We start from the raw sequence: 13,784 nt of genomic DNA, 5'->3' as shown, positions 1-13,784 counted from the left end.
TGTCGTTGGATGAGTTCGTAGGGGAAGACGAATCTCGTCTTACACCAATTGACCGCAACTTTTCCGAGGACCTTCGTCTATGCGCACCCAACTTTCAGGCGTTCTGTGGATTCACAGCATGCCAGGGCCGCTGCAACCACACATCACGTGGGCGCTGGCCCGACTCAGCATGCCCGATGGCACTAAGCCAGGCCGGGATATTTGGCGTGCGACCGACCAGGATGCCACTTTGTGCGCCGAGGTGCCTTTCACTGCAAGTGCTGACACCATCGCCACACTGGTGGACAACCTGGCTAGGTGGCCGCGCCTCTATTTCGAGCTGGCGCAAGACCCAGCCGTGGATGATGACGGCTACGCCATCGACGGTATGCGCTACTGCCATACCCCGCAGCTGGGGACTTTCGCCGGACAGACCGATGCCGCCGGAAACATCGTGGTCAACGAAGACGCACTGCGTTCCATCATGGCGCGCGGCGGCGATATCAAAGGTGCCCTCGACGCGGCCATCGGTGGGCCGTGGGACCGCGTGTTAGAGCCGATGCGCATGATGACGGCAGGCTACGCCCCCGAAGACTGCTTTACGACGTCCACCCCTGCCGGGACCGACAGTGCCAGCGGCAACTCGACCGCTGGCAACGCAGACCTTGGTGGGGTAGAGGCAGCTAACGTGCTGCAGCTCTACCCGCGCCGGGCGGCGATGTAGTCAACTACATCGCCGAGGGTCTTAAACGAGGAAATGTCCTCGTCCTCAACGCGGGCTCCCAGCTCTTCTTCGCAACGGACGGCCAACTCTACGACGCTTAGGCGGTCAAAACCGTAGTCGGTCAGCGGGGTGGAGAGCTCTAAGGACTCCACCTCGTCGTTAGCCATCTTTTTGACGATTGCCGCGACCTCGCCGTGAAGACCTGCGGGCAGGTCAGCGTCGGCGGAACTCTTCTTCGGGCCCCCGTTCGCTGCATTAGGTGAGGCATCGCCAGCGTCACCGGCGCCGGTGACCTGTGTGCCCAGTAGGGCGCTGAGCTGATCTCCAAGGCTTGAGGTCATTATTCAGCGTCCTGGATGGTTGCAGTTGGGTCGGTAATCTGCAGCTCTTCAGCGGCTTCCTGGGCGACATCCATGTCGAGCTTGCCAGCGCGTGCCAGTGCGGACAGGGCCGCAACAGCGACTGACTCGCCGTCGGAGTTGAAGTAGCGGCGAGCGGCCGGACGGGTATCCGAGAAGCCGTAGCCGTCGGTGCCGAGGACGGTGTAGTCACCCGGAACCCACTTGCGAATCTGCTCCGGGACCGCACGCTGGAAGTCGGTCACTGCGATGAACGGCCCATCGGTGTCGGACAGCTGGCGGGTAACGAAGGCGTCGTCGACCTCTTCAGTCGGGTTGTGTAGACGCTCAGTGTCACGCTCGTGCCCATCGCGGGCCAGCTCATTCCACGATGTCACCGAGTAAATCGAGGAAGCCACGCCGTAGTCTTCCAGGATGTCCGCGGCGCGCAGCGCCTCCTGCATGCCAATGCCGGAAGCCAGCAGGTTGACATGCTTGTCGCCCTCAGCCTTGCGGAAGCGGTAGATACCGCCAAGCAGCCCCTCGACATCGAGGTCTTCCGGGACGGCCGGCTGCGAAGTCGGCTCATTGTAGATAGTCAGGTAGTAGATGATATCTTCGCCGCGCTCTGGCCCGTACATGCGGTCGATACCGTCGCAGACGATGTAGGCAATCTCGTAGGCAAACGCCGGGTCGTAGGAGACCACAGACGGGTTCGTAGCCGCCAGCAGCTGGGAGTGACCGTCCATGTGCTGCAGGCCTTCACCGGTCAGCGTCGTGCGACCAGCTGTAGCGCCGAGCAGGAAGCCACGGGACATCTGGTCACCAGCGGCCCAAATGGAGTCAGCCGTGCGCTGGAAACCGAACATCGAGTAGAAGATGTAGAGCGGAATCATGGCCACGCCATGGGTGGCGTACGCTGAGCCGACAGCGGTAAACGAGCCCACAGAGCCCGCCTCGGAGATGCCCTCGTGCAGAATCTGGCCGTCCTTCGCTTCCTTGTAGGACAGCATCAGCTCATGGTCGACCGGAGTGTAATTCTGGCCGTGCGGGTTGTAAATCTTCAGCGTCGGGAACCAGGAGTCCATGCCGAAAGTACGGGCCTCATCAGGGATGATGGGCACGAAGCGGTCCTTGAGTTCTTTATCGCGCATCAGGTCCCTGAAAACACGCACCGTCGCCATAGTGGTGGCAACCTTCTGCTTACCTGATCCCTTGAGCAGGTTCTTCAGGCTCTCAGGCTTTGGCACTGTCAGAGGCTCGTAGCTAGTGCGGCGCTCCGGCACGAAACCGCCGAGCTCCTTACGCCGCTCCAGCATGTACTGCACTTCCTCGGACTCCGGGCCCGGGTTGTAGTACGGCGGCAGGTAGGGATCCTTCTCCAGCTCCTCGTCGGAGATTGGAATGCGCTGGTTATCGCGGAAAAGCTTCAGGTCGTCGAGTGCTAGCTTCTTCATCTGGTGGGTCGCGTTGCGGCCCTCGAAGTTGTGGCCAAGGCCATAGCCCTTAACCGTGTGCGCCAGGATGACAGTCGGCTGATCCTTGGTCTCCAAGGCCTTCTTGTAGGCAGCGTAAATCTTGCGGTAGTCGTGGCCACCGCGACGGAGGTTCCAAATCTCCTCGTCGGTCATGTCCTCGACCAGCTTGGCAGTGCGCGGGTCACGGCCGAAGAAGTGCTCTCGCACCCAAGCGCCGTTGTTAGCCTTCAGCGTCTGGTAATCGCCATCGCAGAACTTATTCATCAGGTCGACTAGTGCGCCGTCCTTGTCCTTGGCGAAGAGCTCGTCCCATTCGCGGCCCCAAACGACCTTGATGACATTCCAACCAGCGCCGCGGAAGAACGACTCCAACTCTTGGATGATGCTGGTGTTACCGCGCACCGGACCGTCGAGACGTTGCAGGTTGCAGTTAATGACGAATGTCAGGTTGTCCAGGTTGTTCAGCGCCGCATGCTGAATGGCACCACGGGATTCCGGCTCGTCCATTTCGCCGTCACCGAGGAAGGCCCAAACGTGCTGCTGGGAAGTGTCCTTGATGCCGCGGTCGTGGAGATAGCGGTTAAAACGGGCCTGGTAGATAGCGTTAATTGGTCCCAGCCCCATAGACACCGTCGGGAACTCCCAGAACTCCGGCATGCCATGCGGGTGCGGGTAGGAGGGAAGGCCATTGCCCTCACCGAGGGAGACTTCCTGACGGAAACCGTCGAGGTCCTCTTCGGTCAGGCGCCCCTCTAGGAATGCACGGGCGTACATGCCCGGCGAAGCGTGGCCCTGGAAGAAGACGTGGTCACCGCCGCCTGGGTGGTCCTTGCCGCGGAAGAAGTGGTTAAAGCCGACCTCGTAAAGCGGTGCGGCACCCGCATAGGTGGAGATATGTCCGCCCACGCCGATACCTGGACGCTGTGCGCGATGGACCATAATTGCCGCATTCCAGCGGATCCACTTGCGGTAGCGGCGCTCAATGTCCTCATCGCCTGGGAATTCTGGCTCCATCTCAGTCGGGATGGTGTTGACGAGGTCTGTCGAGGTCAGCGGCGGTAGGGCCACGCGCTTTGCCGTGGCACGTTCCAGCAGCCGCAGCATGAGGAAGCGTGCGCGTTCCGGACCTGCCTCTTCCAGCAGGCCGTCGAGAGACTCAAGCCACTCCTTGGTCTCTTCAGGATCTGCATCCGTGAGATAGGAGGCGACCCCATCACGGATAAGGGCAAAATTTGACTCATCAGAGTGGGCTTGTGGCGTACCTGACGATGTATCGGACATTGTGAGCTCCTTTCAGTCCCTGAAGGAAAGGCAAAGGTTATTTTTCTCCACTCTACTTCTGAATCGTTTGTTGTGCCCCCAGCCGTTTCTTACACACGCTTTCACTGAATAATCCGCTTGGCTTTACGACGAACATTGCGAAGAACACTGCGAAAACTGCACCTTTTTGGGGAAATTCTTATTTTGCAGCTGTGAAAAATGTATTTGAGCGGTAAAATTCCTGCACATAGTTCGAAAAATCGAGCTGAATAGTTTTTCTAGAGGAGGAAAAGGGAAGTGGTCAACGCCACAGGCGCTGCTCATGAATATGCGAGCAGGCTCGGCATCAAGGAAGGTCAGCTAGTCCAGGAGGTTGGCTGGGATACAGACTGTGACTCAGCAATCAGTGAGTCGGTCGAGAATTTCCTGGATGCAGACCTGCTCGACGAAGACACGGATGAAGTTGTCGACGTCGTATTGCTGTGGTGGCGTGAAGAAGACGGCGACTTGGTCGATGGTCTTGTGGATGCTTCCCGCCCTTTGGAGGATGAAGGTCGCGTTTGGCTACTCACGCCGGGCGCTGGTCAGCCGGGTGCCATTGATCCTGGCGTGATTGACGAGTCCGCACAGCTGGCAGGTTTCTCCAACACCTCGGCGCTCCGGCTGGGGGATTGGCAGGGCAATTGCCTGGTGCAGCGCTCTAGTTAGCCGGCTTTAGCTGTCTCGTTTGAATCGGCTACTAGCTGAGCTGTTGAAACAATCTACATAAACGCTGTTTGTAGTGCGCAATTGGCAATCTATGTTTGCCGTGTGTTAGAGTTTCGCAGCAGCGCGGCGATAGCTCAGCGGTAGAGCTCTGGTTTTACACACCAGCGGTCGGGGGTTCGAAACCCTCTCGCCGCACAGACATAATCCGCCCGGATTCTTGTAATGGAGAATCCGGGCGGATTTTGTTTGTGCTAAACTTCCGGTCTGTGCGTTTTACAAAATCGCTTGCCACCATTGTTTTTGTCGGATCTCTGCTCGCGGGCGCTCCCGCCTACGCAATCGGCGGGGATGGTAAACCGATAATCGATTCGGCCACCTGTAAAGCAATGGTCAAGGCTGCAGATGCGGGAGAGCCGGTGGATAATCCGTCGATTCTCCATCTCTCGGATCAGATGCCTTCCTACATTGCCGACGGCACTTTGGATTACGTTGTTGCCCCGGATTTTCCGTACCGCGCACAGCTAGATGCTGCTACTCAAGAGTGGAATGAAAAGCTCGGTGGCAAGGTAGTGCTTCGGGAAGTGACCAAGGACAAGGCTGATTCGGATACTGTGAACGTTCGCTATGTGCCAAGGCCGGACTCGCGAGTCTTAGCTTCTGCATCGGAAATTAGTAAGGAGATGACGGTTTTCGTTACTTCCACTCTCTATCCCGATGCAATTCGCAGCACTCTTGCCCACGAGTTTGGGCACTTGCTCGGTATCCGGCACACTTGTGATTACACCTTGATGGCTGCATCGCAGCACCGCCATCCGGCAGCGCATGTCACTCCGCTCGATGTCGCAGCCGTTCTGCAGGGACAGTTTGATTAGATTGCGTACACATGCCAGAAGTCGACACCTCTGGCGGCGTGGTGCGGCTATCGCAGTGGGGTATGCACTTGACCGCATTTTCGCAGACCCCACCAATCACCATCCGGTGGCCCTCTACGGGCAGGCCGTCAGCAAACTTGAGCGCCGAATCTACGCCGACTCCAAAGCGCGCGGAGTGGCGTTCACCGCAATCGCCGTGGCCACACCGGTAGCGCTTACCGCCGCAGTCAGCACAGTCGCACCGAGTCTCACGCTGGCTGCCGCCACGTGGGCTTCGCTCGGCGGCACCACTCTCCGCCGTACTGGCGAGCGCATGACTGACCGACTCACCTCCGGCGACATCGATGCCGCCCGCGAACTTGTGCCGTGGTTGTGTTCGCGTGATCCGGAAGCTCTCGACGCTGATGGCATCGCCCGAGCGACCGTCGAATCGCTCGCTGAAAATACCTCCGACGCAGTCACCGGCACTCTCATGTGGGGTGCCATTGCAGGCGCTCCTGGTGTGGTCGCTCATCGAGCGGCTAATACCCTCGACGCGATGGTGGGGTACCGCAACGCTCGCTATCGACAGTTCGGGTGGGCCAGTGCACGGCTTGACGACGTCGCCGGGTTCTTCCCCGCGAGACTTACAGCTGTCGCAACTGTGGTTGCAGGTCCGGACCGTCGTCAAGCATTGGTAGCGTGGCGACGAGACGCCGGCAACCACCCAAGTCCAAACGCGGGCGTCGTGGAGGCAAGCGCTGCAGGCGCGCTGGGGCTGCAGCTGGGCGGCGCGACGGTGTATCCCAGCGGAGTGGAGATGCGCCCGGTGCTTGGCAGTGGTCGGAGGCCTGCGGTGGCCGATGTGCGGCGTGCCGCAGGGCTGAGCAAGCGAGTGCAAAACATTGTTGCGCTCAGCTGCGCCGGAGCAGCAGTAATTGCCGGATGTATCCGACGCGTGAAAGCGCGAGCTGAGAGTTAGAAACGCTCGTCGTATCGGTTATCGCGATAACCTGCGGCGCGGTGGCCAGTGTTGCCGTAGCGTTGCGCCATGCGCTGACGGTGCAGCTCGGCGGCGCGATCCTCGTCGGACTTAGCCGGCGGAGGCGTCGGAGTGGCGTCGTCGTCCGATTCGGGTGTTGCGGCCTCGGTGGCATCAGCGTCATCTACTGGTTCCGCGGCTTCGGCGTCGCGGAGGTTCTTGGCCATCTCCTCCTGCTCCGCGCGGTCTCGTCTGCGCTCGACGATTTCAGCGCGAATGAACCAGACGACGGCAAGCGGCACGAGAGCGCCGAAGAAAATCCATTGAATGCCGTAGGAGAGGTAGGGGCCGGACTCCAGAGTGGGCAGCGGAATGGCCTCGATGACGGCATCGGATTTGTCCGAGAGCTGAAGCCAATCGGGGTTGAGTTCGGTGTCGACTAGCTCGGACACTTCCTTGGTATTGATTCCGTAGACCTGCGGCGGGGTGCCGGCGATTGGAGCGGTCTCGGCGGGAATCTCGTTTCGGCGGGTAAAGGCCGAGATAGTCAAGGTGCCCTTCGGGGCTGGCTCAACATTGGGGGTGCTGGAGTCTGTAGGGCGTACAAAGCCACGGTTGACCAGGTAGTTTTCGCCATTGTTAGCGACGAAGACATCGAGTACCTGGACAGCGGGTGCGCCATTTACTGGGCGGTTACGCAATAGTACGCGGGTATCCGGCAGGAAGGACCCGGTGGCGGTAACGCGACGCCATTCGTTGCCCTCGACGAAGCCTTTGCCCTTGGGCATTAGCTCATTGACATCTACGGGGTCGAGCTCGAATGAGTGCTCAAGCTGCTGATTGCGATGCTGCGTCGCGGTGTTCTTACCCAACTGCCACGGAGCCAGAACAGTAAATGCGAGATAGGAAAACGCAATGGCGACAATCGCAGTGAGAACCCATCCAGGGGTCAGAAACTGGCGCACATTCTTAAACACATTCATTGAGCTTACCCGGTGCTGTGGCTGGCACTAGAGCGGATGGCACTGTTGCGGCGGGTGGGCAGTGGCACCTGTTTTAAAAGTGCATACCAAATGAGCACAGTGCTGATGAGGCGATGAGGGGGAGGAAAAGGCTGATTGCCGTGAGGGAAATCTCGCTTTCACAACGATTCACCTGCGCGGAGATTGAGTGAACTTCGGGTAAAGTTGTTTGAGCGTATTTGACGGGGAATCTACCCGGGATAGATGGAAAGAGAGGTGTCGTGGTGGGCACGCAAACAGCGAAATCTTCGCCTTCACGCCGCTTCAGCACAGTCTCGCGCCAGTTCATCAAGTTCGGTCTGGTCGGCGGCACAGGTGTGGTTGTCAACCTGATTGTCGTGATTATTGCCCGCAAGTTGGGTCTCAGTCTGGGCACCAATGAGCACGACGTGTTTATGAACTTGTTCGGAACGCGGTGGAATATCCGTTACTCCCACGTCTATGCAACTCTGGCGTTTGTCGTGGCTAACATCTGGAACTTCCAGCTCAACCGGTCCTGGACTTTCCGAACTGACAATCGCCCGAACTGGTTTAGGCAGTTCTTCCCATTTTTATTTGCAGGTATCTCAGCGCTGATTGTGAACCTGGTAGTCATCACGCTGCTGACTAACCCCACCTCGCCGCTGGCACTGCCGGTGGATATTTTCGACGACTCCACCGGCTTTAGAAACCGCCTCTACTGGGCAAACCTTATCGGCGTTATTTTGGGCACGCCCGCTAACTTCATCTTGAATAAGATTTGGGCGTTTCGAAACCGGGGCAATGCCAGCAAAACAAAAGAAAAGGTTGTTTTGAAACCTTAGCGCTCAGAGGCCAGCGCCAGAGTCTCACGCAACCATGCGATGATTCCCGGCGTCGCGGCCTCAATTTCGTTTCGAGTGCGGACGAATCCCTCCGGACCTCCGTAGTAAGGATCGGCCACGACGGCCCCCTTCGGGGATGCCGGGTCGAAGGAGCGCATCAGGCGAATCTTCTCTTTTGGCACGCCAGCGTGGAGTAGACCATTGATGTGCGATTCATCCATGGCGATGAAAAGCGTTGCATCCATGTGCTCATCGCCCAGCTGTGCCGCGGTGTGGTTCGGATCGTAGCCAGCATTTTCCAGCTCGGCTTGTGCTCGCTCGTCGGCGGGTTCGCCGACATGCCAGCCGCCGATTCCGCAGGAGGCGAGCAGGACATCGTCGGCAAGCGCATTGGCTTCAACCGCGTCACGGACGATGATTTCAGCCATGGGGGAGCGGCAGATATTTCCGGAGCAGACAAACACGACGTACACGGACTCAGTACGATGCGACGAGTTCATAAGCATAATAGGCAAAACCAAACTTCTCGGAAAATAAAAATAGGATTGTCACTAATCGTTGACGAGTCTTAAAGATACAACATTTCCCGCACAACACGATTCAGGTCCTCAGGCGAGGACGCCACCGCCGCTGCCGATGCCCACTCAGATTCCGAGCCGTAGCCCCATTTAACAGCGATGGCGGGGATGCCGAACTGTGCGGCGCCCTCAAAATCATGGATGCGATCGCCAACCATTACGACCGAACCGTGCGGACGCACTGCTTCATCGGTTTCAATGCCCAACTCCTTGAGCGTGTACTCAATGACCTCAGTCTTTGTCTGTCGTGAGCCGTCGTCGCTGGCGGCGCCGATGAAGTCAAGGGCGTCGAGAACTCCGAAATTGTCCAAGGTTTTACGGGCGAAGTACTCGCCCTTGGACGTCGCAGTGGCTAGTTGGACACCAGCTGCCCGCCAATCGCGCAGGAGCTCCGGCCAGCCGGGGAACATCTCGGCACGCTGCCAAGCACCGGCGTGTTGATGCTCCATGTACACAGCGAAGGCTCGGTCGACTTGTTCGTCGGAAAGTCCGAGGGATGCGAGTGTCTCCACCATTGGCGGGCCGGGGATCGTGTTGATAAAGCTCTCGGGCGGAAGTGGGTGGTCAATTGCCTTCAATGCAAGGCGGAACCCATGTGCGATTGCGGGGAGAGAATCGGCGATGGTGCCGTCGACATCAATAAGGACAGTGGGGCGATGGCCAGTGGACATATTGTTCATCCTAAAAGGTCATTAGGCTGGATGGCATGTTAGACGACCCGCTGCGCTATCACGGCGATCAGGCCGCCCATGGCGCTGACCTGGACTTTGCCGTCAATGTTCACGGCACCACACCGCAGTGGCTGCAGGACTCGCTTGCCACGTCCCTCGGAGAACTTGCCGCGTATCCGTCTGCGCAGCTCGATGCCGACGTCCGCGCTGCCATTGCCGCCAACCACAATCGCAGCGCCGACGAGGTACTGCTTCTCCACGGCGTCGCCGAGGGCTTTTCGCTCTTGCCGCACCTGGGCTTGTCCGCCACCATTGTCCAGCCGCAGTTCACCGAACCTGAAGCCGCGTTCCACGCCGCGGGAGTCGGGGTGGATTCGCTGGTACTGCCGTCGCCGTACACGCTCACGCCTACGCTTGCCGACGTCCACGAGAACGCCTCCTCCCCGCATTCCCAGCAGCTTGACGGTCGGATGGTCATCATCGGCAATCCGACTAACCCCACCGGTGTTGCTCATTCAGCGGATGACCTGCGGGGGCTCGCCAGCCGTTGTGGGATCTTGGTCGTGGATGAGGCATTTATGGACGTCGCCGATGGTGAGATTATTCGGCGGTGCTCACTAGCTGATTGCAGGCCGGGGGAAGCGAACAGCATCCCCGATAATGTCATCGTTTTCCGCAGCATGACTAAGACCTGGGCAATCGCAGGCCTGCGCTGTGGTTACGCACTGGGAACCCCTGAGCTCCTGGCGAAGTTGGGGCGACTGCGTCCGCACTGGCCACTGGGCACGCTGCAACTTACCGCTATGGCGGCAATCGCGTGTCGCGAGGCAGAGCTGTTGCCACAAATCCGCGCTGAGATTGGTCAGCAGCGCGAGGCTATGACACAGCTGTTAGTAGCCGCCGGCTGGCAGGTGTTGGATTCCAAGGCTCCCTTTGTGCTGGCACGCCCGGGGGTTGCCCTGAGCACGCATGATGGTCCGGGCGCTGCGGAGGTTGACGTCGTCAAGCACGAGCGCCTGAGACAGCGGCTCGCTGCGCGCGGAGTAGCCGTGCGGCGTTGCGACACCTTCGCCGGTTTGGACGGTTCGTGGTGGCGGCTGGCTGTGCGGGACGAGACGAGTGTGCGGCGGCTTATTGCGGAAGTATCGGATTTGCTGTCGCAGAACTGATGGGGCGGGGCAGAGTTCACTACGCTGGAAGAGAAGCTGGAGAGAAATGCATGTTGAAGGGATGGATGTATGACGGACTCTGCGCAGACCCGTGCCGAGGGCAATAACACGGTGGTGACCGTTGCCGACGTGCGCGCGGCGATGGATGCGGCCTACCCGCCGGCACTGGCGGAGAGCTGGGATAAAGTTGGCCTGATTTGCGGTGACCCGCAGGATGAGGTGCGTCGTATCGCGTTGGCGCTGGACTGCACTGACGAGGTTGCAGATCGCGCGATTGCCTCCGGTGCTCAGATGCTTGTTGTGCACCATCCGCTACTTCTGCGTGGTGTGAATTCCGTGGCGGCGGATACACCGAAGGGTCGGATTATTCATAAGCTGATCCGGGCAGGTGTAGCTCTTTTTGCAGCGCACACCAACGCTGACAGCGCCCGACCGGGTGTCAACGACCAGTTGGCCACGGTGCTCGGAGTTGAACCGGGTGCGCCGCTGGCTCCGCAGCCGGCTCCCGGCTTGGATACCTGGACGGTGAAGGTTCCGGCAGATCACGTCGATAAGGTCGCGCAAGCCATGTTTGAGGCGGGCGCGGGCACTATCGGCGACTACGACAGCTGTGCGTTTCGCATTAACGGCCGCGGCCAGTTCCGCCCGCTGAGCGGGGCGAATCCCTTCATCGGTGCCGAGGGGCAGATTGAGTATGTCGAGGAAGTGCGCCTGGAGATGGTCGCGCCACGGTCCGTGCGCGCGGCGATTGTCAAGGCTCTCGTTGCAGCGCATCCGTATGAGGAGCCGGCCTTCGATATCGTGGACAATCAGGCTACCGGCTTGGATCCGCAGCAGGCTGTGGGCATTGGGCGAGTGGGCACGCTGGATACGCCGATGCCATTTAAAGACTTCGTCGCCCGTGTGGCTGAGCGCCTGCCTGCAACGGCATGGGGCGTGCGTGGCGCAGGCGATCCGGAGCGGATGATTCGCACGGTTGCCGTCGCATCGGGTTCAGGTGACTCTTTCCTGGACACTGTGGCAAAGATGGGCGTCGATGCGTTCGTTACCTCTGACCTGCGGCATCATCCTGTCGATGAGACACTGCGGACCGCGGACTTCTGCGTGGTGGACACGGCTCACTGGGCCAGCGAGTTCCCCTGGTGCTACCAGGCCGCAGACATGCTGGCCGAGAGGCTCGGGGTCGCGACCGAGGTCCTTGAGGTGCGCACCGATCCCTGGACAGTGGCAGAATCGTCGACACAGGCAAGGAAGTGAAGACCATGAGGCTTAGTCCACAAATCCAAGTTGCGATGTTGGAAAAGGCGGAAAACCAAACTCTGTTGGATGGGCTCACCGCCCGCCAGAACGTTCTGCCCGAGCGTGCCGAGTTGCAGGAGCTGCGCAAAAAGCACAGCCGTCAGGCCAGTGAGGCAGCGCGCTCCAAGCTCAGCGCCTCCGATATCGGCCGCGATATTGCCAAGCTGGAATCGGACATCAACAAGCTGAAGGCTCGCGAAAAGGCTGATCGTCTGTCGCTCGGTGCCGCAGAAGACGCATCCACGCGCCGTGACCTCGAGCACGACCTGCGCTCCACCAAGCGCCGCCGCGAACGCGCTGAACAGGAACTCCAGCAGTACGAGCGCATGCAGGAGGCCTATCAGGTCGACGCTGAGCACGAATACGACGCCGACGAGGCGCACGATGACATCGTCGCCGCCAAGCAAAGGCTTAACGACGCCGAGGTTGACCTCATTGCGCGCATTTCCATCGCTGAGACCCGAATCGAAGAGGCTGACAAACTTATTGATGGTTCGGCAGCCAAGCTGTACCGTCGTCTAGCGCTTGCTAACGGCATCCCCGTTGCCCGCTTAAACGGACGCACCTGCGGTTCCTGCTTCATGGAGCTCGATGTAGGAACCGTGCATGAATTCACCACGCTTGCGCCGGAAGAAGTGACGTTTTGTCCTGAATGTGGCGCGATGATTGTGCGTGCGGAAACGCTGGGAGCGGTGAAAGGCGCGTAAATGAGCCAGGCTGCAGACAAGCGCGATAGCGCGCCGGGCTGGACGGGTGCGACTACAGATCCCACGCGGTTGGTGCTGCTGCGCCATGGGCAGTCGCCAATGTCGATTCGCCGGGAGTACTCGGGAAGCCGTTCGAACCCCGACCTGACAGAGGTGGGCAGACAGCAAGCGGAAGCGGCAGCACGTCACCTGGCGGCGTTGGTCGATAGCGGCAACATGAGTTTCTCGGCGATTGTGGCCTCTCCACAGCGTCGTGCACAGCAGACAGCAGAGGCGGCAGCCAAAGCGCTCGGGCTGGACATCCACGTTGAAGAGGATCTGCGCGAGACCGACTTTGGGCAGTGGGAGGGCATGACTTTCTCCGAGGCTCACAACGCCACCCCTGAGCTGCACAGTTCCTGGCTTGCGGATCCGGCCGTGGCGCCACCGGAGGGGGAGGATTTCCGCACGGTCGATAGCCGAGTGAGCGCCGCGCGTGAGCGCATCGCTCAACAATTCGGTGCCTCGGATGTGCTGGTAGTCAGCCATGTCACGCCAATCAAGTCGCTGCTGCGCCAGGGGCTCGGCTGCGGCTTTGAAATCTTCACTCGCCTGCACTTGGACCTGGCCAGCCTCTCCATCGCGGAGTTCTACGCAGATGGGCCGACATCAGTGCGGCTGATTAACGACACCAGCTACCTGCGTGGTTAGCAGCCGAGCACGGCGGGTTATTTGAATTGCGGTTGTGGCGGGTACACTAACCATTCGAGCGAGCCGGCCGGGTGATCGCGGCAGTTAACGGAACCGGACGCCTCTTTTACAGAGTGTGTCCAGGCCGCTGTCGAGGAAAGTCCGGACTCCACTGGGCATGGTGGTTGCTAACAGCAACCCAGGGTGACCTGCGGGAATAGTGCCACAGAAAATAGACCGCCGGGCGCACAGCCGATGTCTTTGACGTAAAGCTGTGGAGATCCGGTGAGGGTGAAAAGGTGCGGTAAGAGCGCACCAGCGGGGCAAGTGATTGCACCGGCTAGGTAAACCCCACCAGGAGCAAGGCAAAATCGCGCATGCTTCGTCGTGCGCGTGCGCGAGTGTTTGAGGGCTGCCCGTCCGATACTCGCGGGTGTGCTGCTTCAGGCTGTCAGCAATGGCAGACCGAGATGGATGATCGCCACCCGGCGCTTTCCGAAAGGAGCGCCGAGGGACAGAATCCGGCTCATAGGCCGACTCGTTCAC

14 protein-coding genes, 1 tRNA gene and 1 other RNA gene are annotated in these 13,784 nt (G+C 59.7%); 11 read left to right on the top strand and 5 right to left on the bottom strand.

The features are described 5' to 3' along the window. Positions 1-79: 79 nt before the first annotated feature. On the top strand, positions 80-703 hold the full coding sequence (locus EGX79_07785; GenBank protein AYX82094.1) for a DUF3145 family protein: 624 nt from the start codon (positions 80-82) through the stop codon (positions 701-703). On the opposite strand, the gene EGX79_07780 is transcribed toward EGX79_07785, so the two are convergent. After that, positions 679-1,044, bottom strand: a complete 366-nt coding sequence (locus EGX79_07780; GenBank protein ID AYX82093.1) for an acyl carrier protein — start codon at positions 1,042-1,044, stop codon at positions 679-681. The genes EGX79_07785 and EGX79_07780 overlap by 25 nt on opposite strands. Next, positions 1,044-3,800: a pyruvate dehydrogenase (acetyl-transferring), homodimeric type gene (aceE, locus tag EGX79_07775; GenBank protein ID AYX82092.1), complete on the bottom strand. Its 2,757-nt coding sequence runs from the start codon at positions 3,798-3,800 to the stop codon at positions 1,044-1,046. The genes EGX79_07780 and aceE overlap by 1 nt, the downstream gene beginning before the upstream one ends. Positions 3,801-4,076: 276 nt before the next feature. On the opposite strand from aceE, the gene EGX79_07770 reads away from it, so the two are divergent. The 4 genes from EGX79_07770 to EGX79_07755 all read left to right on the top strand — a co-directional run bounded on the left by EGX79_07770 (position 4,077) and on the right by EGX79_07755 (position 6,320). Beyond that, positions 4,077-4,487, top strand: a complete 411-nt coding sequence (locus EGX79_07770) for a DUF3052 domain-containing protein (protein ID AYX82091.1) — start codon at positions 4,077-4,079, stop codon at positions 4,485-4,487. A gap of 123 nt (positions 4,488-4,610) precedes the next feature. Continuing rightward, positions 4,611-4,682, top strand: a tRNA-Val gene (locus EGX79_07765). 47 nt (positions 4,683-4,729) lie between these two features. Then, positions 4,730-5,359 (top strand): hypothetical protein, encoded by a 630-nt coding sequence (locus EGX79_07760; GenBank protein ID AYX82090.1) that lies wholly within the window; start codon positions 4,730-4,732, stop codon positions 5,357-5,359. A 49-nt stretch (positions 5,360-5,408) separates the two neighbouring features. After that, complete coding sequence (locus tag EGX79_07755; GenBank protein ID AYX82769.1) at positions 5,409-6,320, top strand: cobalamin biosynthesis protein; 912 nt, start codon at positions 5,409-5,411, stop codon at positions 6,318-6,320. Here the strand turns inward: EGX79_07755 and EGX79_07750 are convergent. Next, entirely contained in the window at positions 6,317-7,303 is a 987-nt protein-coding gene (locus EGX79_07750) for a hypothetical protein (protein ID AYX82089.1), read from the bottom strand. The two genes, EGX79_07755 and EGX79_07750, sit on opposite strands and share 4 nt — an antisense overlap. A 260-nt stretch (positions 7,304-7,563) precedes the next feature. Here EGX79_07750 and EGX79_07745 point away from each other — a divergent pair, with 260 nt between their 5' ends. Beyond that, complete coding sequence (locus EGX79_07745) at positions 7,564-8,145, top strand: GtrA family protein (protein ID AYX82088.1); 582 nt, start codon at positions 7,564-7,566, stop codon at positions 8,143-8,145. Here EGX79_07745 and EGX79_07740 read toward each other — a convergent pair. Together EGX79_07740 and EGX79_07735 are read right to left on the bottom strand one after the other, a co-directional pair. Beyond that, positions 8,142-8,651: a low molecular weight phosphotyrosine protein phosphatase gene (locus EGX79_07740; protein AYX82087.1), complete on the bottom strand. Its 510-nt coding sequence runs from the start codon at positions 8,649-8,651 to the stop codon at positions 8,142-8,144. The genes EGX79_07745 and EGX79_07740 overlap by 4 nt on opposite strands. A gap of 62 nt (positions 8,652-8,713) precedes the next feature. After that, complete coding sequence (locus EGX79_07735) at positions 8,714-9,394, bottom strand: HAD family hydrolase (protein ID AYX82086.1); 681 nt, start codon at positions 9,392-9,394, stop codon at positions 8,714-8,716. 35 nt (positions 9,395-9,429) lie between these two features. Here EGX79_07735 and EGX79_07730 point away from each other — a divergent pair, with 35 nt between their 5' ends. The 5 genes from EGX79_07730 (at position 9,430) to rnpB (ending at position 13,783) form a co-directional block, all read left to right on the top strand. Beyond that, positions 9,430-10,563: a threonine-phosphate decarboxylase gene (locus EGX79_07730; protein AYX82085.1), complete on the top strand. Its 1,134-nt coding sequence runs from the start codon at positions 9,430-9,432 to the stop codon at positions 10,561-10,563. Positions 10,564-10,632: 69 nt separating this feature from the next. Then, entirely contained in the window at positions 10,633-11,820 is a 1,188-nt protein-coding gene (locus tag EGX79_07725; protein AYX82084.1) for a Nif3-like dinuclear metal center hexameric protein, read from the top strand. A 5-nt stretch (positions 11,821-11,825) separates the two neighbouring features. Then, positions 11,826-12,569 carry a hypothetical protein gene (locus EGX79_07720; protein ID AYX82083.1) on the top strand — a complete coding sequence of 248 codons (744 nt, stop codon included), beginning with the start codon at positions 11,826-11,828 and terminating at the stop codon, positions 12,567-12,569. Then, positions 12,570-13,259 carry a histidine phosphatase family protein gene (locus EGX79_07715; protein ID AYX82082.1) on the top strand — a complete coding sequence of 230 codons (690 nt, stop codon included), beginning with the start codon at positions 12,570-12,572 and terminating at the stop codon, positions 13,257-13,259. Positions 13,260-13,318: 59 nt separating this feature from the next. Beyond that, an RNA gene (rnpB, locus tag EGX79_07710) (RNase P RNA component class A) lies at positions 13,319-13,783 on the top strand. Position 13,784 lies beyond the last annotated feature (1 nt).

This window comes from Corynebacterium jeikeium (assembly GCA_003955985.1).
Classification (GTDB): Bacteria; Actinomycetota; Actinomycetes; order Mycobacteriales; family Mycobacteriaceae; genus Corynebacterium; species Corynebacterium jeikeium_D.
The sequence above is the reverse complement of the archived record's forward strand: the minus strand, read 5'-3'. Positions and strand labels throughout refer to the sequence as shown.